The organism is Pseudomonas sp. SBB6 (assembly GCF_024213215.1).
GTDB classification, from domain to species: Bacteria; Pseudomonadota; Gammaproteobacteria; order Pseudomonadales; family Pseudomonadaceae; genus Aquipseudomonas; species Aquipseudomonas donghuensis.
The window spans coordinates 92536-113640 of the sequence record NZ_JANAVH010000002.1; the positions used below are offsets into that span (position 1 = coordinate 92536).

General features: G+C 63.4%; 21 protein-coding genes. 11 read left to right on the forward strand and 10 right to left on the reverse strand.

Annotated features, from left to right (window positions below; translation table 11 throughout):
* The first annotated feature begins 67 nt into the window (after nt 1–67).
* From NLX68_RS03735 to NLX68_RS03755, 5 genes are all read left to right on the forward strand, one after another.
* Nucleotides 68–598 carry a sigma-70 family RNA polymerase sigma factor gene (locus tag NLX68_RS03735; RefSeq protein ID WP_254282738.1) on the forward strand — a complete coding sequence of 177 codons (531 nt, stop codon included), beginning with the start codon at nt 68–70 and terminating at the stop codon, nt 596–598.
* Nucleotides 595–1548 (forward strand): FecR domain-containing protein, encoded by a 954-nt coding sequence (locus NLX68_RS03740; protein ID WP_254282739.1) that lies wholly within the window; start codon nt 595–597, stop codon nt 1546–1548. Before NLX68_RS03735 ends, NLX68_RS03740 begins: the two co-directional genes overlap by 4 nt.
* 85 nt (nt 1549–1633) lie before the next feature.
* Complete coding sequence (locus NLX68_RS03745) at nt 1634–4135, forward strand: TonB-dependent siderophore receptor (protein ID WP_254282740.1); 2502 nt, start codon at nt 1634–1636, stop codon at nt 4133–4135.
* 94 nt (nt 4136–4229) lie between these two features.
* On the forward strand, nt 4230–5438 hold the full coding sequence (locus NLX68_RS03750) for an MFS transporter (protein ID WP_254282741.1): 1209 nt from the start codon (nt 4230–4232) through the stop codon (nt 5436–5438).
* A gap of 72 nt (nt 5439–5510) precedes the next feature.
* Nucleotides 5511–6056 (forward strand): cupin domain-containing protein, encoded by a 546-nt coding sequence (locus NLX68_RS03755; protein WP_010226800.1) that lies wholly within the window; start codon nt 5511–5513, stop codon nt 6054–6056.
* Between the two features lie 75 nt (nt 6057–6131).
* Here the strand turns inward: NLX68_RS03755 and NLX68_RS03760 are convergent, their stop codons facing one another.
* A complete protein-coding gene (locus NLX68_RS03760) occupies nt 6132–7622 on the reverse strand; it encodes a DASS family sodium-coupled anion symporter (protein ID WP_254282742.1) in 1491 nt (496 codons plus the stop codon).
* A 362-nt stretch (nt 7623–7984) separates the two neighbouring features.
* On the opposite strand from NLX68_RS03760, the gene NLX68_RS03765 reads away from it, so the two are divergent.
* Both NLX68_RS03765 and NLX68_RS03770 read left to right on the forward strand, forming a co-directional pair.
* Nucleotides 7985–8317: a hypothetical protein gene (locus NLX68_RS03765; protein ID WP_010226796.1), complete on the forward strand. Its 333-nt coding sequence runs from the start codon at nt 7985–7987 to the stop codon at nt 8315–8317.
* Nucleotides 8318–9226: 909 nt separating this feature from the next.
* Nucleotides 9227–9649, forward strand: coding sequence for a group II truncated hemoglobin (locus NLX68_RS03770; protein ID WP_254282743.1), 423 nt, complete (start codon nt 9227–9229; stop codon nt 9647–9649).
* Here the strand turns inward: NLX68_RS03770 and NLX68_RS03775 are convergent.
* The 3 genes from NLX68_RS03775 to NLX68_RS03785 form a co-directional block, all read right to left on the reverse strand.
* On the reverse strand, nt 9640–9942 hold the full coding sequence (locus NLX68_RS03775; protein ID WP_254282744.1) for a hypothetical protein: 303 nt from the start codon (nt 9940–9942) through the stop codon (nt 9640–9642). The two genes, NLX68_RS03770 and NLX68_RS03775, sit on opposite strands and share 10 nt — an antisense overlap.
* A 138-nt stretch (nt 9943–10080) precedes the next feature.
* On the reverse strand, nt 10081–10266 hold the full coding sequence (locus tag NLX68_RS03780) for a hypothetical protein (protein ID WP_254282745.1): 186 nt from the start codon (nt 10264–10266) through the stop codon (nt 10081–10083).
* Between the two features lie 175 nt (nt 10267–10441).
* A complete protein-coding gene (locus NLX68_RS03785; RefSeq protein ID WP_010226788.1) occupies nt 10442–10762 on the reverse strand; it encodes a YbjQ family protein in 321 nt (106 codons plus the stop codon).
* Between the two features lie 185 nt (nt 10763–10947).
* On the opposite strand from NLX68_RS03785, the gene NLX68_RS03790 reads away from it, so the two are divergent.
* On the forward strand, nt 10948–12375 hold the full coding sequence (locus tag NLX68_RS03790; RefSeq protein WP_254282746.1) for an MFS transporter: 1428 nt from the start codon (nt 10948–10950) through the stop codon (nt 12373–12375).
* A 34-nt stretch (nt 12376–12409) separates the two neighbouring features.
* Nucleotides 12410–13138 carry a trans-aconitate 2-methyltransferase gene (locus NLX68_RS03795; RefSeq protein ID WP_254282747.1) on the forward strand — a complete coding sequence of 243 codons (729 nt, stop codon included), beginning with the start codon at nt 12410–12412 and terminating at the stop codon, nt 13136–13138.
* Between the two features lie 48 nt (nt 13139–13186).
* On the opposite strand, the gene NLX68_RS03800 is transcribed toward NLX68_RS03795, so the two are convergent.
* The 6 genes from NLX68_RS03800 to NLX68_RS03825 form a co-directional block, all read right to left on the reverse strand.
* Entirely contained in the window at nt 13187–13846 is a 660-nt protein-coding gene (locus tag NLX68_RS03800) for a cyclopropane-fatty-acyl-phospholipid synthase family protein (RefSeq protein WP_254282748.1), read from the reverse strand.
* An 18-nt stretch (nt 13847–13864) separates the two neighbouring features.
* Nucleotides 13865–15556 carry a WD40 repeat domain-containing protein gene (locus NLX68_RS03805; RefSeq protein WP_254282749.1) on the reverse strand — a complete coding sequence of 564 codons (1692 nt, stop codon included), beginning with the start codon at nt 15554–15556 and terminating at the stop codon, nt 13865–13867.
* 29 nt (nt 15557–15585) lie between these two features.
* The gene (ribA, locus tag NLX68_RS03810) at nt 15586–16182 is read right to left on the reverse strand and encodes a GTP cyclohydrolase II RibA (RefSeq protein ID WP_010226778.1); all 597 of its coding nucleotides are present in this window, start codon (nt 16180–16182) and stop codon (nt 15586–15588) included.
* Between the two features lie 29 nt (nt 16183–16211).
* Nucleotides 16212–17222, reverse strand: coding sequence for an SUMF1/EgtB/PvdO family nonheme iron enzyme (locus NLX68_RS03815; RefSeq protein ID WP_254282750.1), 1011 nt, complete (start codon nt 17220–17222; stop codon nt 16212–16214).
* An 81-nt stretch (nt 17223–17303) separates the two neighbouring features.
* On the reverse strand, nt 17304–18194 hold the full coding sequence (locus NLX68_RS03820) for a VOC family protein (protein WP_254282751.1): 891 nt from the start codon (nt 18192–18194) through the stop codon (nt 17304–17306).
* Nucleotides 18194–19237: a methyltransferase gene (locus tag NLX68_RS03825; protein WP_254282752.1), complete on the reverse strand. Its 1044-nt coding sequence runs from the start codon at nt 19235–19237 to the stop codon at nt 18194–18196. Before NLX68_RS03825 ends, NLX68_RS03820 begins: the two co-directional genes overlap by 1 nt.
* Nucleotides 19238–19546: 309 nt before the next feature.
* Between NLX68_RS03825 and NLX68_RS03830 the strand changes: the two genes are divergently transcribed.
* On the forward strand, nt 19547–20206 hold the full coding sequence (locus NLX68_RS03830; RefSeq protein WP_254282753.1) for a metalloregulator ArsR/SmtB family transcription factor: 660 nt from the start codon (nt 19547–19549) through the stop codon (nt 20204–20206).
* Nucleotides 20207–20236: 30 nt separating this feature from the next.
* Nucleotides 20237–20974: a nitroreductase family protein gene (locus tag NLX68_RS03835; protein ID WP_254282754.1), complete on the forward strand. Its 738-nt coding sequence runs from the start codon at nt 20237–20239 to the stop codon at nt 20972–20974.
* The last annotated feature ends 131 nt before the right edge of the window (nt 20975–21105 follow it).

Consider the following 21105-nt stretch of genomic DNA (forward strand, 5'->3'; position numbering starts at 1 on the left):
AAACAACGCTTTATTAGTTTTTTGGGAATGCTTATCATCTGCATCATTTTTTCGGGATGCAGCCAGGATGAGCGCACCGCCGTCACCGCCCAATGCCGAGCTCGGCCAGCTTTATCAGCACCATCACCTGTGGCTGCAACACTGGCTGCGCCGGCGTCTGAGCTGTCCGCAACGGGCGGCGGACCTGATGCAGGACACCTTCGTACGCATCCTCGCCTCCTCCGAGGCGCTGGAGCTGGTGCGCCTGCTGCGTGAGCCGCGCAACTACCTGGTGACGGTGGCGCGGCGGGTGATGATCGATCATTTCCGTCGTCAGCAACTGGAGCGCGCTTACCTGGAAGCCTTGGCAGCGCAACCGCAAGCCGAACAGATCTCCAGCGAAGAGCAGGTGCTGATTCTGGAAACCCTGCGTGAAATCGACCAACTGTTGGCGGGCTGCGGCGCCAAGGCGCGCAAGGCGTTTCTGATGGCCAACTGGCTGGGCATGACCTACGTGGAAATTGCCGAGGCCCTGGGTGTGTCACTGACCACGGTGAAAAAGTACCTGATCAAGACCACCGAACGCTGCCTGCTGCTCGCTTACGATGCTCAGCCATGACTGACCGCGAGCGCCAACGCCAAGCCCTGAAGGCCGCCGCCCGCTGGCATGTGCAACTGACCGCCGGCGATGCCCCGGCCGAACTGCACCAGGCCTGGCAGGTATGGCTGGCCAGTGCTGCCGAGCATCGCTGGGCCTGGGCACGGGTCGAGCAGTTGCAGGGGCGCCTGGCCAGTGTGCCAGGCGGCCTCGCCTTCGATACCTTGCAGCGTAGCGAAGCCGAAGGCCTGCCCCGGCGCAGCGTGCTCAAGGGCCTGCTGCTGGCCAGCGGCCTTGGCCTTGGCGGCTGGGCCAGCTATCGCAGCCAGCCTGCGCAGCACTGGCTGGCGGATGTGCACAGTGCCACTGGTGAAATTCGTCACCTGACCCTCGCCGACGGCAGCCAGTTGGTACTCGACACCGCCAGCGCCGTGGACATCCGCTTCGATGCTCAGCAACGACTGATTCGCCTGCGTCACGGGCGGGTTTTTCTGACTAGCGGCAAGGACAGCCGGCAACGCCCCTTGCGCGTGGAAACCGCCCAAGGCCTGGTCGAAGCCCTGGGCACGCGCTTCAGCGTCGATCAGCGCGAAGCCGCCAGCCAGGTCGAGGTGTTCGAGCAGGCGGTGCGCATCAACCCGCATCAGGCGCCGGCACGTCGCCTGGACGCTGGCCAGCGTTGCCAGTTCGACAGCCATGCGGTACACGCCACGCAGGCCGTCGCCAGCAGCGAAGCGGCCTGGACCGGCGGGCACCTGATCGTCGAGGACTGGCGCCTGGGCGATGTACTCGAAGAACTCGGCCGCTACCGCCCTGGGCTGTTGTCCTACGCCAGTGAGCTTAACGGGCTACGCGTCTCCGGGACCTTCTCCCTCACCAACAGCGATGCGGCGCTGTCGGCCCTGGCCACGTCGTTCAAGCTTCAGGTGCGCCGGTACAACCGCTTCTGGGTCAGCGTTGGCCTGAGTTGAAATTCTTTCAGCAAGGGGTGTCTGTTTTTTTTCGTTCGTCCGCCTCTGTAGGAAATAATCTCATTTGCGAACGAAGAGGATTTCCATGCAACCCCGCTTCCCCCGTGCCCTCCTCCCCCAGCTGATTGGCCGACACCTGCTTGCCGCCGCTCTGGTCATGCCCCTATTGCCCCTCGACGTTGCCCAGGCAGCAGAGACCGACAGCGCCAGTAACGGCCAGGTATTTGCCATTGAAGCGGGTTCCTTGAGCCAGGTGCTGGGCAGCTTTGCGGCGGCGGCCGGGGTCAACCTGTCGTACGACGCGCAACTGACCAGCAGCCAGCAGAGCCAGGGCCTGCAGGGGCGTTACGGGGTGCTCGAAGGCCTGAGCCGGATCCTCGCTGGCAGTGGCCTGCAGGCTTACCGCCAGGCCGACGGCAGCTACTCGATCCGCCCGCTGCCGGCCAGTGATGGCGCGCTGGAACTGGGCGCCACCACCATTGGCGCCAGCACCTTGAACCCCCACATGGAAACCACCGACAGCCTCACCGTGCGTCAGGTCAGCTTTGCCAAGGGCGAGCATTCACTGCGCGAAACGCCGCAGTCGGTGACGGTGATCACCCGCAAAATGATGGATGAACAAAACCTCACCACCCTCGAACAGGTGATGGAGAAGACGCCGGGGATCACCGTGCATGACTCGCCCATGGGCGGCAAATACTTCTACTCGCGCGGTTTCATGCTTGCCGGCCAGTACCAGTACGACGGCGTGCCGCTGGACTTGGGTGGCAACTACGTACAGGCCAACAGCTTTGCCAGCGACATGGCCTACTACGATCGTGTCGAAGTGCTGCGCGGCGCCGCCGGCATGCTCAAGGGCTCTGGCAGTTCTGCCGGCGGGGTCAACTTCATCCGCAAGCGCGGCCAGGAAAAGGCCGCCACCAGCGTCAGCCTTTCGGCCGGCTCCTGGGACAACTACCGTGCCCAGCTCGATACCGGTGGCCCGCTGAACGAATCCGGCAGCCTGCGTGGCCGGCTGGTGGTTGCCGGGCAGGACCGCCAGTATTTCTACGACATGGGCAAGCGCGACGACCAGGTGGTCTACGGCGCCCTGGACTACGACTTCAACGACGCCACCACCCTCGGCATCGGCGCCGCCTACGAGAAGCTCAACGCCACCCCTTGCTGGCAGGGCCTGCCGCGCTACAGCAATGGTGCGGACCTGAAGCTGTCGCGCGCCACCTGCCTGGGCGCGACCTGGAACAGCTGGGAAAGCCAGCGGGTCAACCTGTTCGCCGACCTCACCCATCATTTCAACGACCAGTGGCGGTTGAAAGTCGCCGCCATGCACAGCCACAACACCCAGGACATGCAGTACGCGATGACCCTGGGCAGCGTGCCGGTCGGCAGCAGCTCGGCCAACAACCAACTGTACTCCGGCGTGTTCGACTACGACCAGCACGACTACGGCATGGACGCCTACCTGGACGGCAAGTTCAATGCCTGGGGCCTGGAGCATGAGCTGATCATCGGCGCCAACGCCAGCCGGGCCAAGGGCAGCGACAGCTACGCGCTGATCAACATGACCCAGTTGCTCGGCGTGACCATGGACCCCTTCGCCCCCAACCGCGACATTCCCAAGCCGCCGGACAGCCTGTACCAGACCGCCTCCTACCGCGGCGGCCCGCTGCCGGTGGAAAGCGACACGCGGCAGATGGGCACCTATGCCACCTTGCGCCTGAAACTGGCCGAGCCCCTGACCCTGGTGCTTGGCAGCCGGGTCAGCTGGTACCGCAGCCAGCGCGATTCCTACACCCAGGCCTGGGACTACTGGCAGCATGACCGCAGCCAGGAAAACGGCCAGGTCACGCCGTTTGCCGCGCTGATCTACGACCTGGACGACACCTGGTCGGTGTACGGCAGCTACGCCGACATCTTCCAGCCCCAGGGCACCTACACCGATGCCCAGGGCAGCCCGTTGCAACCCAAGACCGGCGCCAACTATGAGCTGGGGATCAAGGGCGAATGGCTCGATGGCGGCCTGAACGCCGCGTTCAACCTGTTCCGCACCATCGAGGCGCACCGCGCCGAAGCCGATTACGATTCGGTGTGCGCCGGTTCCTCCGACGGTTACTGCTACAGCGACAAGGGCAAGGTCCGTGCCCAGGGTTTCGAAGCCGAGCTCAGCGGCGAACTGGCCGAACGCCTGCAGGTGCTGGCCGGCTACACCTACACCGAGCTTGAGTACCTCAAGACCAACAGCACCAGCCAAGACGCGACCTTCACCGCCAGCTACGTACCGCGCCATCTGCTGCGGGTCTGGGCCGACTACCAGCTGGACGGCCCGCTGCAGCGCTGGAGCCTGGGCGGCGGGGTCAACGCGCAAAGCGACAACCACTACCAGGACCGCGCGGCGAAAACCGTACAGCCCGGCTACGCGATCTGGAACGCGCGCCTAGGCTACCAGCTGGACGACAACTGGAGCATTGCCGTCAACGGCAACAACCTGTTCGACAAGCATTACTACTCCAGCGTCGGCGCCCTGGCCTGGGGTAACTTCTACGGTGAGCCGCGCAATTTCATGGTGACCCTCAAAGGCGATTTCTGACGCCGGTGATTTGCGGTCGACGCCAGCCGATGATAATCGTTATCATCTTGTGCCGGTCGTCGACCGCCTTGCCCTCACCTGCCCTGGATAACCCATGACCACTGCAACGGACCCTGCCGTGCTCGCTTCAGCCGAGCGCTCCTCTTTCGACCTGCGCCCGCTACTGGCGGCCAACATGGCCTGCACCATGGCGTTGATGGCCTTCGTTTCCTTGATCGGCCCGATTGCCCGCACCCTGGGCCTGGCCACTTGGCAGGCAGGTACCGCGGTCACGGTTGCCGGAGTGATCTGGATGCTCCTGGCCCGCTCTTGGGGCCGGGCCAGTGACCGCCTGGGGCGGCGCAAGGTGCTGTTGCTCGGCACCGCAGGCTTTACCGCGGCCTACTGGGCGTTGTGCCTGTTCATCGACACCGCCTTGCACCTGCTGCCCAGCGCAGCACTGGCCTTTGCCGGGCTGGTGCTTGGCCGCGGCTTGATCGGCGCCTTCTACGCCGCATTGCCGGTCGGCGGTGCAGCGCTGATTGCCGACAACATCGAACCCCGGCACCGCGCCCAGGCCATGGCTTCACTGGGGGCGGCCAACGCTGTGGGCCTGGTGATCGGCCCGGCGCTGGCAGCGGTCCTGGCCCGCTACAGCCTGAGCCTGCCGTTCTATGTGATGGCGGTGCTACCGATGCTGGCGTTCCTAGTGCTGCTACTCAAGCTCAAACGCCAGGAGTTGCACCTCAAGCAGCCGCCACGCCCGGTACGCCTGGCCGACCCGCGCCTGCGCCGGCCGTTGCTGGTGGCTTTCGTGGCGATGCTCAGCGTGTCGGTGGCGCAGATCACCGTCGGCTTCTTCGCCCTCGACCGCCTGGGCATGGCCCCGGCCGATGCCGCGCAAACCGCCGGTGTCGCCCTGACCATGGTCGGTGTGGCGCTGATCCTGGCACAGATCCTGGTGCGCAAGCTTGAGTGGCCGCCGTTGCGAATGATCCGCGTCGGCGCCAGCATCGCCGCCGTGGGTTTTGCCGCCAGCGCCCTGGCCAGCAGTGCCGTGGGCCTGTGGGCGTGTTTCTTCGTTTCGGCCTGTGGCATGGGTTGGGTGTTCCCGGCGTTTTCGGCGCTGGCGGCCAATGCCATGGACGCCAGCGAGCAAGGCGCCACGGCCGGTTCCATCGGCGCGGTGCAGGGGCTGGGCGTGGTCATCGGGCCGCTGGCCGGGACCCTGATCTATGCCGTTGATCCGCGCCTGCCATACCTGATTGTCGCTGCGTTACTGTTGTTGGTAGGCCTGTGGCCGCAGCCGAAAAAGCCCGCCTAACAGGTGGGCCGCTAAAGCCTGGCCGAATGTGCTTTAATGCCTCGCCCAAAATTTTTGACACATAAGGCGGCTATGGACACGGGGACACGACTCAAACTGGTGCGTGAACGCAACAAACTCTCCCAGCGGGAGCTGGCTCGACGCAGTGGCCTGACCAACTCGACGATCTCGCAGATCGAGCAGAATCGCGTCAGCCCGTCGGTCAGTTCCCTGAAAAAGCTGCTTGAAGGCATTCCGATGTCGTTGGCGGAGTTCTTCAGTTTCGACGAGCCGATCCGCGAAGAGCGCTTTGTGTTCCGCTCCACCGAGCAGCCAGACCTGGGCAACAGCGGCCTGCGCATGTTGCTGGTGGGGGCCAGTGTCGAGGGCCGGCAGATGCGCATGTTGCGCGAGCTGTACGCGCCAGGCGCCGATTCCGGTGAGCCGATCGTGCATGCCGAAGGCGAAGAATGCGGCCTGGTGACCCGAGGCACCATCGAGTTGCGGGTCGATGGCCAGGTCAGCATCCTCAACTCGGGCGACGGCTACTACTTCCCCACCACCCTGCCCCACAGCTTCAAGAACATTGGCCAGGACGAGGCCGAGATCATCAGCGCCAACACGCCGGCGAACTTCTGATAGTGCGATCGCGGGTCAAGCCCGCTCCTACAAGGTCTGTGTAGGAGCGGGCTTGCCCCGCGATGAAGCTTGCAGCTACATCCAGCCCAACCACTGCCACCAGGTAGCGGCAAACACCAGCATCAGCCCATAGCCGATCAAGGTCACCAGGATCCCCACCCGGGCAAACTGCTTGGCGGTGAAGGTTTCGGTGCCCAGGCAGACCATGTTCTGCGGTGCGTTGATCGGCAGGATAAACCCGTAGCTGACCACAAAGCCCAGGGCCATGGTCATGCCCAGGCGGCTGAAGTCCCCCGGCAGAGTCTGCAGCACGGCGATCAGGATCGGCAGCAGCGCCGAGGTCAGCGCGGTGGCGCTGGCAAAGCCCAGGTGGATCAGAATCAGGAAGGCCGCCAGAATCGAGAACACCCCCAGCGTCCCCAGTTGATCCAGCCCGGTATGGGCCACCACCTGCGCGCCCAGCCATTGCCCGGCCTGGGTGGTGAGCAAGGTAGTGCCCAGGCTGATGCCGACACCAAAGACAATCACCGTGCCCCAGGGAATGCGCGCCTGCACGTCTTTCCAGGTCATGACCCCGAGCCGTGGCAGCAGCAGGATCACCAACCCGGCATAGGTGGTCGAGGTGGTATCGAAGTGATGCAGCTTGCCCTCAGTGGCCCAGGCCAGCAGCAACAGCAGTGACACGCCAAGCAGGCGTTTCTGCGCAGCGGTCATCGGCCCGAGCTCGGCCAAGGTCTTGCTCACCGCCGCCTTGCCGCCGGGAATCGCTTCGCTCTCGGGCGGCAGCATTTTCAGTACCAGGACGATCAGCACCACCGACATGATCAGCGCCCACGGCGCACCGGCAATCAGCCAGTCGATCCACGACACCCGCGCCCCGAGCATCTTGTCCATGAAGCCGACGGTCAGCAGGTTCTGCGCCGCAGCGGTCTGGATACCGATGTTCCAGATGCTGGTGCCCTGGGCGACGATGATCATGATCCCGGCCGCGATGTTGGAACGTTTATCCACGCCGAACGCGGCAATCACCCCCATCATGATCGGCACCACGCAGGCACTGCGCGCCGTGGCGCTGGGCACCACCAGGCTGAGCAGCACGGTAACCGCCACCGCTCCGATGAGGATGCGCCGGGTGCTGACGCCGATGCTCGAGAGCGTCACCAGGGCGATGCGCCGGTCAAGGCCGGTGTGGGTCATGGCCGCGGCGATGAACAAGGCCCCGACCACCAGGGCCAGGGCACTGTTGGAGAACCCGGTCAGGGCCAGGGTGATTGCCGCCGAGGAGCCGTAGATCACCGAAGGGTCGGCGACCGTCGGCGCAGTGCCGAGCAAAAACGCCATCAGCGAGGTGATCATGATCGCGCTGGCTTCGTACGACACCGCTTCGCTGATCCACACCACCACGGCAAAGGCCAGGATTGCCAGCACCCGGTGGCCGGCCACCGGCAAGTCGGCGGGCATCGGCAGCAACAGGACCCCGGCAAGGGCCGCGATACCGACCAACAGGCCAATAGGCACGCGGGTTCCGACGGTTGGAGAGACAGGCGCATTGGCCGCTGAATTCATGGGTGACTCCCTGCAAAACATGTCCAGGCATGATCCTGCAAGTCACCTCAACGCGGACTGATGCGTATCAATGCCCTGAATTCGAGGCATTGTCGGACAATATGTAGTGCGCTAAAAAAATCACTACAAAACCTGTTGACGCCGTTCATCGCCCCTTGCATGATGAGGCCGTCTCCCCGATCGGGGGTACTGGCAAGGGTGTTCCAGGCAGTTCGACAGATCCATGAGCTGTGTGCGGATGGGTACTGCCCAAAAGGCAGCGTGTAGAAGCCCCCAGTTGTGACGCTGCTGTAGCAGCTTTCATTTAACGCTACATGTTATGCGCCAAGTGCGAACAAACAACGAATGGTCAAGGGGGCTTTATGATGAATCTGAACAATCAACCGACTGTTGAAGAACTGGCCCGGCTGTTCGCCGCGCGCAAGGACACGCTCGACAGCCACATCCTCTGGGTTTGCGAATCGGGTGAAGTTCGCCTGGACAGCCTGGATACCCTGAGCGACGAAGCGCAGTTCGAGCAATGCAACCCGAACATGCGGGCTCGCCTGAAGATGTACCGTCGCGGCCAGGGCTACGTTGGCAAGAAGGCCGCCGCCGACACCCAGTACGTCGGACGGGTTCTGCAGACCCTGCAAAGCGAGTGGGCTGCGCTGCAGAACAAACCGGGCGTCGCGGTAATCGACCGCCTCTGCTAAGGGTCGCTGGGGTGCGGCACAGCCCCTGCCACGCTTGAGCCCAATCCCTGCGGATTGGGCTTTTTTTATGGTTCTTCACGGAGTCTCGGGGGCTATGGTCCTTGGCTTGGGATGTTGAGGCTGCGAGCTTATCCGTTCGCTGTGGCGCCGCTGCCGGCCCCTTCCGCCTTTACGGCGTCCTACTTTTCTCTTGGGAAAAGTAGGCAAAACCGCTCGCTCCCGCATACGGCCCTACGCTGCGCTTCGGGTCCCTTCGCTTCGGTGTCTTCCAGGGGCTCCGCGGCCTACGACTTGCTACGCCAAGTCTACGTCTCGCGACTTCGGCTGACGCCGAAGGGTGCTGCGCACCAGCCCCCTCCAGACACCTACACTCAGCCTCCTGAAGTCGCGAAGTTACGGGCGGCGCCTGCACTGGCGTATCTGCGAAAGCAGATTATGGCGCAGCCAGACTGACGCCGAAGCGCAACAAGCTCGCTTGCAAAGCGAGCACCGACTTGCTTGATCTTGATGCGCGTAGTTCAAGGCGCCGCAGAACGCGACTTCAGGAGGCCGAGCGAAGGTGCCTGTAGGGGCAGTGCGCAGCACCTTCGGCGTCAGCCGAAGACGCGAGACGTAGACTTGGCGCAGCAAGTCGTAGGCCGCGATGCCCCGGAGGGCGCCGTAGCGAGGGGACCCGAAGCGCAGCGTAGGGCCGTATGCAGGAGCAAGCGGTTTTGCCTACCTTTTCCCAAGAGAAAAGTAGGCCGCCGTAAAGGCGGAAGGGGCCGGCAGCGACGCCACAGCAAATGGATAAGCTCGCAGCCTTAACATCCCAAGCCAAGGACCATAGCCCCCAAGACTCCATGAACAGCATTTTTTATTCGCCCCAGGACTTGGCTAGAATGGCGCTTTTACCTGAAGAGCCCACTTATGACCCACCCCGCTTTCGGCACCGGTGATGCGTCCTACCAGGCCGCCGGTGGCATCGACGGCCTGCGCCGCCTGGTCGATGAGTTCTACCGGTTGATGGATGAGAACCCCGAGGCACTGGCCGTGCGCCAGATGCACCCGCAAAGCCTCGATGCCTCACGCGACAAGCTGGCCTGTTTTCTCAGCGGCTGGCTCGGTGGCCCGCGGCTGTTCAGCGAACGCTATGGCCCGATCGCCATCCCGGCCTTCCATGCCCAATGGCCGATCGATGAACACCACAGCGCTATCTGGTTGAGCTGCATGGAGCAGGCAATTGCACTGCAGGATTACCCCGACGAATTTGCCGACTACCTGCTGCGCCAACTGCGCGTGCCGGCCCAGCGCATCGTCCAGGCCAGCCGCGCCCGCCATCCTCAGGCCTGAAGGCGCAGCGCCACCTTCTCCAGCGGCAACGCCCCGGTAGCCAGTGCCCGGGCCCGGTCGACACCCCAGACCATGGCGCGGGTCATGGTTTCGCCGGGACGGCTGTCGTAATACTCCTCGACCAGGGCATTGCCCTGGCACATATAGATGCCGAGGAATAATTGCGTGGCGCCGGTACGCGACAACCGCACCTGCACGTCGATACTGGTCCCGTCACTGAGCTGTTCGTCGTGGCTGCGGCTATGCAGTTGCGCGTCGGCCCAGCTCCAGTAAGTTTCTTCCCTGATACGCATCGAATGACTCCTGTATTGATGGCGGCAGTAGTAAGGCACACAACCCGAAATCAGGCGAGTACGAGCCGCACAACCTTTGCGCGAGGTCAAACAATGCAAAAAAAACCCCGCCGTTGGGCGGGGTGGTGGACGATTCGATCACTTCTTCGCGGGCAAGCGCGGGGTGAATTTGCCCTTCTTGCTACGCGGCAGCGTGTTCAGGCGCACCTGTGCGTCTTCCAGCGTCATGTTGGCAAAGCCCAGCCGATAGCCGCTCTGGCCGCAACGGATTAGATTGTTGATTGGAAAAGCGTCGCTGTTGTCCTCATTGAATAAGTCAACCATGCCCCAGTCTCCCTCCGACAGCGGATCAGTACCGGCAAACAGATGATTGCCCAGAAAAGCACTGACCCTGGTGATTCTGAGACTAGCCGGTCATTTACGGACCACGCGGGCAAAGACAAAAAAGCCCGACCAATGGCCGGGCTATTTTGTCGCACCCCAGGGTGACTTGAGAGGCTTACTTGAGCTTTACGGCGGTGCCGGTGACAAACACCACAACCATGCCACCGCGCGCCGACGGCATGCTGATTTCGTAATCCAGGCCCACCACCGCATCGGCCTGCAGGCTGCGCGCGCGGCTGCGGATTTCGTCGGTGGCCTGGATGCGTGCTTCTTTCAGGGCGCTTTCCAGGGTTTGCGAACGGCCACCGAAAAAGTCGCGAAAGCTGGCAAAAATATCGCGAACCACGTTGATGCCCTGGACCGACTCGGCGCTAACCACATCCAGATAGGCGGCGATTTCCCGGCCTTCGATGGTACCTGTGGTGGTGATGATCATGCTGCTCTCCTTCGGCCTTGCCTGTCAGCCGCCCGGCGCGTCAGTGCGCGGGCGGTAAAAAAACGCGATGGTAGCAAAACCGGCGCCTGGCGCGCGGGCTATTTATACAAGTTATAAATTGTGTAATAGAACGACTGCACCTAGACTTTCAGCCACTGAACGCCCCGCCTGCGAAGGAGCCGCACATGAATACCGCCCACACCCCTGCCTCCGCCTCATGGGCCGAACTGCTGCACGGGCGCAATGCCCTGCGCTCGATCGCCCTGGCCGGGGGTGTGGCCTTGCACGCGATCAACGTCTACATCGTCACCACCATCCTGCCGACCGTGATTGCCGACATCGGCGGCCTGGCGTTTTATGCCTGGAGCACCACCCTGTTCGTCGCCACCTCGATCATCGGCTCGACCCTGTCGGCGCAATTGATCGAACGCCTGGGTGCGCGCGCCGCCTTTCTCCTGGCGTTGGCGGTGTTCGCCCTGGGCTCGGTGATCTGCGCCGCAGCGCCAAGCATGCCGGTGCTGCTGATCGGCCGCAGTGTCCAGGGCCTGGGCGGCGGCATCCTGTTTGCCCTGAGCTATGCCTTGATCCGCCTGGTGTTCGATGAACGCCTGTGGCCGCGGGCCATGGCCCTGGTGTCTGGCATGTGGGGCGTGGCCACCCTGTGCGGCCCGGCGGTCGGTGGCATCTTCGCCCAGCACGGCCATTGGCGCTGGGCGTTCTGGTCGCTGTTGCCGGTGGCGGCGCTGCTGGCGCTGATCGTCATCAGCCAGTTGCGCAACCAGGTCGCCGCCCGTTCGCAATCCCGTCCACCCTATGGCCTGATCGCCTGCCTGGTGGCGTCGGTGCTGGCGATCTCCGCCGCCAGCCTGTCGACGCAACTGCTCTGGAACCTGATCGGTATCGGCGCGGGGCTGGCCATCGCCGTGCTGATCGCACGCCTGGACCACCAGCCCGGCCGACGCCTGCTGCCCACCGGCGCCTACGCCCTGGGCACGCCGCTGGGTGGGTTGTACGCGGTCATGTGCCTGCTGATCGCGGCGATCACCACGGAGATTTTCGTTCCCTATTTCCTTCAGCAGATTCACGGCCTGAGCCCGCTGGCAGCTGGCTACATGACCGCCGCCATGGCCGGTGGCTGGACCGTTGCCGCGTTGTTCAGCGCCAGCCGAACAGGCGCTGGCGCCGAGCGCATGATCCGCTTCGGCCCGGCGGTTATTCTCGTTGCCCTGCTGGCGCTGGCGCTGATGACCCCGCAACAGCGGTGGCTGGCGCAGACGCAAGGCCTGGTTGTGTATTGCCTGGCCCTGGCCGGGGTTGGCCTGGGGATCGGCCTGGGCTGGCCACACCTGTTGACCCGGATACTCAGCGCCGCCCGCCCGGGCGAAGAGAACCTCGCCTCGGCCTCGATCACCACCGTACAGCTGTACGCCACTGCCCTGGCCGCCGCACTGGCCGGGCTGGTCAGCAACAGCGCCGGGCTGGTCGAGCCCGGTGGCGTCGCCGGTGCGCAGCAGGCCTCGGCCTGGCTGTTCGGCGTGTTTGCCCTGGCGCCGGTGCTGGCCCTGCTGCTGACCTGGCGCCTTACCCGTAGCCCGGCCCGGGCCCTGGCCTGAAGAGTTGAGTCCCCCTGCCATGCAAGGAGCAGCGATGAAAGAAGCCAAACAGGTGTACGAGCGCATCAGTGAACAGTTCGAGGACTTCACCAGCCATGCCAGCCAGCGCGGTGTCGAAGTCGATACCTTCCGCTACATGGTCGGCAACGTGCAGCGCCTGGAGATTCTCGACCTGGCCTGCGGCCACGGTTTTTTCAGCCGCCAGCTCAAGGACTGGGGCGCGGCTCAGGTGCGCGGCGTGGATATTTCGCCGAGCATGATCTACCAGGCCCGCCAGGCCAACGACGGTATCGCCTATGAAGTACGGGACGTGGCGCAAATGGGGCGCATCGGCAGCTACGACAAGGTCACCGCGGCCTGGTTGTTCAACTACGCCAGCAGCGTCGAGGAACTGGGGCGGATGTTCAGCACCGCGGCGCAGAACCTCAAGCCCGGCGGCCAGTTGGTGGCCTACACCGCCAACCCGGCCTTTGACCTGGCCAAAGGCAATTTCACCCGCTACGGCATCAGCGTACTGAATGAAAGCGCCGTCAACGGCGGCTACCGCTGCAAAGCGCAGTTCATGTCCACGCCGCCGGCCGACTTCACCTACTACCGTTGGCGTAAAGAGGTGTATGAAGACGCGGCAAAAGCCGCAGGCTTGCGCGACTGCCTGTGGATTGCGCCGTTGATCAGCAAGCAACGCCGGGCGGCCCGGGAGCCGGGCTACTGGGACGTGTTCGAAAGCAACAGCCTGCAGATCGGTCTGATCTGCAGGAAGTAAGTAAAACGGCCGGGACCTGAAACACTCAGGCCCCGGCCGTGCTCCCACTCAGTTGCGTACCAGCGCCAGCAGGTACATGGCGTCGCCATGCTGGCGTTCGATCACCACCAGCTCCTGCCAGGTCAAGCCATAGCCTTCAAGGGTGTCGCGAATGCCCTGCTCGGTGAAGAAGTAACCCTGGCGCTGGTTGTCCATCTCGCGCCAGCCCGGCACCGGGTTGCTGCTGTCCACGCCAAAGACATTGAGCGCAATCAGGCCGCCCCGGCGCACGTGGCTGCGCATGTGCGCCAGGTACGCATCCCACTCATCGGGGTGCTGATGGTGGAAGCAACCGTTGTCGAGCACCGCGTCGAACTGCCGGCCGTCCACCGGCTGCCAGTCCTGCAGGGCGCTGTTGAGCAACTCCAGGCGTTCGCCCCAACGCTTGCGCAACAGCGGCCAGCTGGAGTTCTCGACGATGTCCAGGCCGGTAACCCGGTGCCCGGCCTGAATCAACTCCGACGCATCGCGGCCCCGCCCGACGCCGACATCGAGGATGCGCTGGTCGGGCCTGTCACCCAGCGCCGCGAGGAATATCCGCGCCGCCCGGGCCATGCCGATGTCCCACGACCACTCGTCTTCACCATGGCTATAGCGGTGCACAAACGAGGTATCGAGGGCCTTGCGGTACGCCGAAAGCTCCATGAAATCCACTGCCTGCTTGCTCATTGACCGATCTCCTCGCACTCAGGAAGCACGCCGGGCGGCGATGCCATAGATGTTGCCGTCATAGGAGCTGGCCAGAAAATCATGCTGCTGACCGCTGTGGGTGATGCAGGAAATGCCGCTGGCGGTGGGCCGTTGCAGCGGCTGCCAGCTGCGTGTGGCCAGGTCGAACAGGGCCACCGTGCCGTTGTAGGCGGCGGTGGCGATGATCGCGCCGTCGGCCGAAGCGCCGATGCACTTGATCGAATGCTGGTGCGGCGAGTCGTACACCTCGTCACCGCTCTCCAGCCACAGGCGCAACTTGAGGTCGCGGCCGATACTGGCAAAGCCGCCCGCGATCTGGCAGCAACCATTGGAGATGCGCGAATGGGCGTTGTCGATATGGCGAGCGCAGCTGAAATCGTCGATACGGTGCAGCGCGGCATCGGCCGAGGCGCAAACACTGAACAGGTAGCGGTCGTTGGCGGCAACGCCTTTGATGGCGTTTTCGTGCATGGCGATCGAAGCCACTAGTTTAAGGCCGTCACGACCGTCGAGGATGAACACCAGGCCTTCGCCGGTGTAGGTGCCGATCAGGGCATGAAGCACGCCGTCCTTGGTAAAGGTGGTGCCGCAGTTCAACGGTGAGCGGTGCTGGTACAGCAGGTGCCCGGTAAGCGCATCGAACACCTGGCCCATCTGCCCGCCGGTCAGCAGCAACGGCCCGAACGGCTGGAGGAAGTTGCACAGGCTACCGACCCCGGTCACCGGTGTGTTGTCGCGAAACAGCAAGCCGGCATCGCCGATACTGTACTGCTGGCCCTGGGCACTGACCACGGCGTTGATGCTGACCGCGGGTTGGATACCCTCGACACTCCACTGGTCACGCTCGTAGTTCCAGGTGGCATAGCGCGAACCGAAGGTGGCGAACACCAGTTCTTCTTCACCGACAAAGGCGCAGCTGCGCGGCCAGATGATGCTCGGCAATGCGGTGCTGCGCAGCTTGCTGAGGTTGTGCTGGCCATCGAAGCGCCAGAGGATTGCCGAGCGGTCGTAGCTGAGGGTCACCAGCAGTTGCTTGTCGTCATTCCAGACAATGCGCTTGATCCCGGCGGCGTGGGCGGCAACGCTGCGCACCTGGCCCTGGCCGATGATCGAGATGCGCCCTTCATCGTCGCCGGCGAACACCACACCGGAACGGGTGATGGCGATGGTGTCGGTCTCGACGCCGCCGATGTCCACTTCATCGCACTGGCTGAAGCTGGCGGTGTCCCATTGGCGTACGGTGCCGTCGTCACTGCTGGAAATCAGGCGCTTGCCGTCCGGCGACCAGACCACCGAAATCACGTCGGCCTGGTGGCCATGGAAACTGCCCTTGAGGTTGCCGTGCACATCGAAAATGCGCAGCACGTGGTCGCGCGAGCAAGTGGCGACCAACGTGCCGTCGGGCGAGAACACCGCCATCTCGACGTCGTCCTGGTGGCCGGACAGCACCGCCTTGAGGCGCATGCTCGGTACTTCCCAGATACGCGCGGTGTAATCGCTGCTGGCGCTGACCAGGTGCTTGCCGTCGGCACTGAAGGCGCATTGGTTGGCCAGGTGATCGTGGTGCACACGGTGAATGGGCAAACCGGTGCGGGCATTCCACAAAATGACCTGGTTGTCGTAGCCTGCGGTGGCGACGAACTCTGCTGCATGGGCGGCGATGCCGCTGATGGGGCCTATGTGTTTCATCGAAAAATCCTTTTTTCTTCAGAGAACAATCAGAGCTTGATCGAGTGGCTGGACTTGGCCACTTTCGACAGCAGGTAGTTACGGTTGTGGCGGGTCAGGAACACCCCGGTCGGCACCTGGTCGATGACCTCGATGCCACCTTCGCGCAACTGCTGGACCTTGTCCGGATTGTTGGTCAGCAGCCGGCAGCGGTGCACATTCAACGCCTTGAGCATCTGCGCCGCTGGGGCGAAGCTGCGCGAATCGGCGGGATGGTTGAGCTCAAGGTTGGCTTCGTAGGTGTCCAGGCCGCGGTCCTGCAGCAGGTAGGTCTCGAACTTGGAATACAGGCCGATGCCGCGCCCCTCCTGGCGCAGGTAGATCAGGTAACCGCCCTGCACGTTCAAGGTGTTCAGCGCCTCCTGCAATTGCGGGCCGCAATCGCAGCGCTGGGAGCCGAACACATCACCGGTGATGCATTCGGAATGCACCCGCACCAGCGGCACCTGGGCCTTGTCCAGGTTGATGCCGACGGCAAAATGCTCGTTGTGCTTGTCGAAGCCCTTGAAGCCGAAGAAATGAGCGTCGACCGAACCACCGAGGATCGAGATCGGCACCTTGGTGTGCAGCGAAACGTCGTTGTTCATGATCAAACCTCGCACGATTGACAGATAACTCAGTTGTTGTTTTCTACCAGGCGAAAGCCCATGACATAGATCGGTCGTGGGTAGCGCCCATGTCGCCGAGGGTTGCGCGCCAGGTCGCGAAAGCGCGTGAAGCTGCCACCACGGGCGATTCGGTGACGACCGACATCCAGCACCAGGTCGTCGTTGATCTGCGGGCCGCCGGGGTAAGGCCGATAGTCATCGGCGACGTACTCCTCGACATTGCCGGCCATGTCCAGCACGCCGAACACCGAGGCGCCCTCGGGGAACACCCCCACCGGGGTGCTGTCCAGGTAACCCAGTTCGATGGTGTTGGCATATTCGGCGTGAAAGTGTTCGCCCCAGGGAAACTGCAGGCGCTGGGGCCCGGCTGCGGCATGCTCCCACTGGGCTTCGGTCGGCAGGCTGAAGCGCCGGCCGGTGCGCTGGCTCAACCACTGCGCATAGGCATCGGCGTCGCTGTCGCTGACGCTGTACACCGGGTGGTTGGCGCGCTGCTGCGGGTAGCGGCCAAAGGCCCAGCTACTGGGCAGCGAGGGGTGGCCGGTGTCGAGCAAAAACGCCCGGTACTCGCTGTTGGTCACGGCAAAGCGGGCGATACGGTAGCGGTCCAGCTGAACGCTGTGCAGCGGGGTTTCCTTCTCGATCCAGCTGCGGTCCAGGCCTAGCCCGTCGAATGCATCCAGGACTTCACCCACCCGCTCTGGCGCAAGGCCGATCTGCACGGTAGCACCCGGAATGTCGATCATCTGCGGGTTGAATACATCAATGCGCGGGTCACCGCGCAACCCCAGCACTTCACCTGCGCCAATGCGCTGGTACAGCGGCGTATCTGCGCTTTGCAGCTGGGCCAGCAGCTGCTCGACCGGGGTATCGAGCAGCGCCCGGATGGCCATGCCCACCTGTTCCACCAGCGGGTATTCACGGTAATGCTCGGGGTAGCCCATCAGCACCCGGTCAGTGACATCTTTGGGCAGCGGGCTGGGGAGCCGCGGCCAATGCCGATCCTTGAGACTGTTCATCCTTGCACCTTGTATTGAGTAACGACGCCCACGCCGGGGCCGAACCTGGTTCGGCCCACAACGTAGTACCCAGGGCTAGCCTCAGAGCTGGTCGAGCAGCAGTCGGCGGTTGGTTTCGATCATCTCGATTTCGGCGCTATAGACTTCGACCACCAGGCCATCGGGGTCTTCGAAGTACACGGCGCTGCGTACGTTGTCCGGGCCATGGTGATAGCCCGGCGCCGGGCCATTGCCTTTGACCAGCTTGATCGAACCATTGGCCGTGACCCGCTCGGCGATGCGCTTGACGTCTTCGGGCAAGGCGCGAATGCCGATGTGATAACCCGGCGGGTAGTTGAACTCGGCGCTCTGCTCGATGAAAAAATCAAAGCCGTTGAGTTCCATCACCACTTTGCGCGGGCCAAGGTTGTAGCAGTAGCGTGCGCCGAAGATGTCGCGGTAGAAGGCCTGAGACACCTGCAGGTCGCGAGCCAGGATGTTGATGTGATTGAGCTGCGGCTGCTGGCGGGCCAGCACTGCAGCATCGAGCGATACCCCTTCCAGGGCACGCCACATCTTTACCGCGGCGGTGAACTTGGCATACCCCGCAAGCCAGCTTTTCAACGCTTCGCTGGCCAGCGGCTTATCCAGTTGGGTCAGGCCATAGGGATAGACGAAGCACACCGCAGCCTGCAGCAACTGGTGATTGATGGCGTCTGCGCCAGGCACCCTGCCCTGGCCGTCGGCCAGGCGCACCAGGGTCACCGCCGTGTTGCGGTACAGGGCCTCGGCCGCCTTGAGCTGTGCGCCCAATGCCGCCTCCTGTTCGCCAGCCAGCAGCACGATCAGGCCATCGGCCTCGCCTTGGCGAGCCAGTTGCGCCGTGGCATGCAGCTCGAAACCGGCGGCGCTGGCCACCTGGCCCAGCTCACCGATCAGGGTCAAGGTACGGCCGTCCGGGTTGGCCGCGTGCAGCACGATGAACTTGAGCATCAGTTAGCCCTCCGTCCGACCAGCAGGGTATAGCGGCCAATCGGCTCCTGGTCGACGCTCAGGCCCTGGTCCTGCATCTGTTTTGCCAGCCAGCGGGTCGGGTGCAGTTCGCCATTCACCGTGTTGACCATCATGTGCAGGGAGAAATCCGCCGACAGCGCCGGGTGGATCTCGTCTTCGTCCAGGGTCATGCTGAGGATCAGCAAGGCGCCGTTGTTTTCCAGCAACTGACTGGCGCCCTTGATCAGCGCAGTGGTCTGCTCGCGGGTGAAGTAATGCAGGCAGTCGTTGAGCATCACCACATCGGCGCGCGCGTCCTGATAACGCGCAAGGTCGAGCAGGTTGCGCTCCTTGAAGCTCAGGCGCTGCTCGAGCTGATACTTGCCGATGGTGCTCTGGGCGGCCTGGCGGGTGGCGTCCAGGTCCCAGATCTCGCCGCTGACCTGCGGGTGGCGACGGGCGATCTCGGCGATGTAGGTGCCATGGCCACCGGCCAGGTCGATGACCTTGTTCGCCTGGTCAAAGACTGACAGCTCACGCAGCACATCGACCATTGGCTGACTGAAGCGGACCATGGCATCGTTGAAGGCATCACGGGCGGCGAGGTCATGCTTGAAGCGGTTTTCCTGTTGGAAATCCAGCGATTGGGTGGTGCTGAGAATTTCCCCCAGGCGCGGCCAGTTCTGCCATTGCAGGCGTTGGTGGGCAATGATCGGGCCGATGAATTCGCCGCTGCTGCTGACCAGGAAGCGCTCGCTCAACGGCTGGTTGACAAAGCCTTTGTCGGTTTTTTGCAGCAGGCCCATGGCAACCAGGGCATTGAGGAAGATCTTGCCTTTGTTGGCCACCCAGCCCAGCGCCAGGCTGACCACCTCGGCCTTGACCGGCTGGCGGGTACGGTCGAAGACCTTGTGCGCGACTGCCGCGTGGAGGATGGCCGACTGGCGATACTGGTCGGAGAGTTTCACTAGGTCGAACACACCGTCGAGGGTATTGGCCTCTTCGGCGTGCTCATAGATGGTCACCGGTTTTTGCGCATTCATACACTCACTTCCCTGTTGAGTTTCATTCCCTAAATGCTCCAAGCCCACGGCCTGCCTGCACGGCAAGTTCTGGCCATTGGCGGTGCTCACTGCTGCCACGGACGCAGACTAAGAACTGAGGCTAGTCGCTGCCGGGGAAAACACAAATTCGAACTTTTATATTTTTTTGAGCTTTAAACTTTGTAGCTAAGACCTTTTACAAATAATCGGTGCAGTGCTAAAACGGGCTATGCTCGAACTCGTTACCTGCGCAATGGATGGCGCCACAGGTCGACCGTTAACGCCTATTCGCATGGTTATCTGCACACGATGATTGCACCTGCCGCCGACGCCAACTCCACCGCCGACCGCATCCTGTTTTTACTCAAGACCCGTGGCGCGCTGAAAACCACCGACCTTGCCAGCCTGCTGGAGATCACCTTCGAAGCCGCGCGCCAGCAGATCCAGAAGCTGCAGGCCGCCGAGCTGATCGTCGGCATCAGCGCCCCGGCCAAAGGCGCTGGCCGCCCTTCGCAGAAGTGGACCCTGACCGACGCTGCACAGCGGCGCTTCCCCGACGCCCACAGCGTGCTGACCCTGCAACTGATCGAGACGGTCGAGCAGGTGTTCGGCCATGAGGGGGTCGATCAACTCATCACCCGCATGGAAAACGCCAACCGCAGCGAATACCTGCAGGCCTGCAGCCCGGCCGAAACACTCGAAGACAAGGTGCGGATACTGGTGCAACTGCGCGAACGGGCCGGCTACATGGCGGAAATGGTCGCAAGCGACAACGGCTGGCTGATCATCGAAAACCACTGCCCGATCTGTGCCGCGGCATCACGATGCCAGGGGTTTTGCCGCTCGGAGCTGCAGATCTTCCAGTCGGTGCTGGGTGAACAGGCGCTTGTCGAGCGCTGTGAACATCTGATATCAGGTGACCGACGCTGCGTGTACCGGGTCTTGCCGAGGACGGCACCCGCGCAGTGAATTCATAAGTCCTTAAGGAATGAGGCCAGCATGAACCCGACCATCGAGCTGCTCGCCAGCCATCGCAGCGAGCGCAGTTTCCAGGACCGGCCGATCAGCGACAGCCTGCTCGACGCCATCCTCCAGGCCGCTCACCAGGCACCGAGCTCGTTCAACGCCCAGCACATTTCCACCGTGGTGGTGCGCAATGCCGAGCGCCGCCGCCAGATCGCCGAGCTTGCCGGCGGGCAACCGTGGATTGCCGCGGCACCGGTGTTCATCACCCTGGTGGTGGACTTCTACAAGACCGCATTGGCGGCGCGCCTGAGCGGTGACCAGCAGTGCATTCACCAGCACCTGGAAGGCATGGTTGCCGCTTGCACCGATGGCGGCATCATCCTCTCGACGCTGATGACGGCTGCGCGCTCACTGGGCTTGGGCGTGGTGCCGGTGGGCGGCATTCGCGCCAATGCCAGCGGCATGATCGAGCTGCTCGGCCTGCCGGAAAAATCCTTTGCCCTGTGCGGGGTTGCGCTGGGTTACGTGCAGCAGCCGGCGCTGCAAAAACCGCGCTTGCCGTTGGCTTCGTTTCGTCATGACGAGCGCTATGACGCACAGGCATTGCCGGCGGCAATCGAGGCTTACGATGCGGCCCTGATGGAACATTGGCAGCTCGCCGGGCGAGTCGAGGGGCAGAACTGGTCGAGCACTATCGGCCGCTGTTATGCGCGCAACTATCGGCCGCAGCTCAAGGCGCAGTTGCTGGCCAATGGGTTGGCGGCGGACTGAGCGGCCCCATCGCGGGTCAAGCCCGCTCCCACAATGGATCGCTGTACGCCGGAGCTGTGGGAGCCGGCCTTGCCGGCGATCGAGCGCGCAGCGGTCGCAATTCAGGCAACACTGATGGCAAGCCAGCTCCC

Excerpts from the sequence above, each read along its gene's own strand:
- NLX68_RS03735 (WP_254282738.1), top strand. The coding sequence starts at position 68 with ATGAGCGCACCGCCGTCACCGCCCAATGCCGAGCTCGGCCAGCTTTAT.
- NLX68_RS03740 (WP_254282739.1), top strand. The coding sequence starts at position 595 with ATGACTGACCGCGAGCGCCAACGCCAAGCCCTGAAGGCCGCCGCCCGC.
- NLX68_RS03745 (WP_254282740.1), top strand. The coding sequence starts at position 1,634 with ATGCAACCCCGCTTCCCCCGTGCCCTCCTCCCCCAGCTGATTGGCCGA.
- NLX68_RS03750 (WP_254282741.1), top strand. The coding sequence starts at position 4,230 with ATGACCACTGCAACGGACCCTGCCGTGCTCGCTTCAGCCGAGCGCTCC.
- NLX68_RS03755 (WP_010226800.1), top strand. The coding sequence starts at position 5,511 with ATGGACACGGGGACACGACTCAAACTGGTGCGTGAACGCAACAAACTC.
- NLX68_RS03760 (WP_254282742.1), bottom strand. The coding sequence starts at position 7,622 with ATGAATTCAGCGGCCAATGCGCCTGTCTCTCCAACCGTCGGAACCCGC.
- NLX68_RS03765 (WP_010226796.1), top strand. The coding sequence starts at position 7,985 with ATGATGAATCTGAACAATCAACCGACTGTTGAAGAACTGGCCCGGCTG.
- NLX68_RS03770 (WP_254282743.1), top strand. The coding sequence starts at position 9,227 with ATGACCCACCCCGCTTTCGGCACCGGTGATGCGTCCTACCAGGCCGCC.
- NLX68_RS03775 (WP_254282744.1), bottom strand. The coding sequence starts at position 9,942 with ATGCGTATCAGGGAAGAAACTTACTGGAGCTGGGCCGACGCGCAACTG.
- NLX68_RS03780 (WP_254282745.1), bottom strand. The coding sequence starts at position 10,266 with ATGGTTGACTTATTCAATGAGGACAACAGCGACGCTTTTCCAATCAAC.
- NLX68_RS03785 (WP_010226788.1), bottom strand. The coding sequence starts at position 10,762 with ATGATCATCACCACCACAGGTACCATCGAAGGCCGGGAAATCGCCGCC.
- NLX68_RS03790 (WP_254282746.1), top strand. The coding sequence starts at position 10,948 with ATGAATACCGCCCACACCCCTGCCTCCGCCTCATGGGCCGAACTGCTG.
- NLX68_RS03795 (WP_254282747.1), top strand. The coding sequence starts at position 12,410 with ATGAAAGAAGCCAAACAGGTGTACGAGCGCATCAGTGAACAGTTCGAG.
- NLX68_RS03800 (WP_254282748.1), bottom strand. The coding sequence starts at position 13,846 with ATGAGCAAGCAGGCAGTGGATTTCATGGAGCTTTCGGCGTACCGCAAG.
- NLX68_RS03805 (WP_254282749.1), bottom strand. The coding sequence starts at position 15,556 with ATGAAACACATAGGCCCCATCAGCGGCATCGCCGCCCATGCAGCAGAG.
- ribA (WP_010226778.1), bottom strand. The coding sequence starts at position 16,182 with ATGAACAACGACGTTTCGCTGCACACCAAGGTGCCGATCTCGATCCTC.
- NLX68_RS03815 (WP_254282750.1), bottom strand. The coding sequence starts at position 17,222 with ATGAACAGTCTCAAGGATCGGCATTGGCCGCGGCTCCCCAGCCCGCTG.
- NLX68_RS03820 (WP_254282751.1), bottom strand. The coding sequence starts at position 18,194 with ATGCTCAAGTTCATCGTGCTGCACGCGGCCAACCCGGACGGCCGTACC.
- NLX68_RS03825 (WP_254282752.1), bottom strand. The coding sequence starts at position 19,237 with ATGAATGCGCAAAAACCGGTGACCATCTATGAGCACGCCGAAGAGGCC.
- NLX68_RS03830 (WP_254282753.1), top strand. The coding sequence starts at position 19,547 with ATGATTGCACCTGCCGCCGACGCCAACTCCACCGCCGACCGCATCCTG.
- NLX68_RS03835 (WP_254282754.1), top strand. The coding sequence starts at position 20,237 with ATGAACCCGACCATCGAGCTGCTCGCCAGCCATCGCAGCGAGCGCAGT.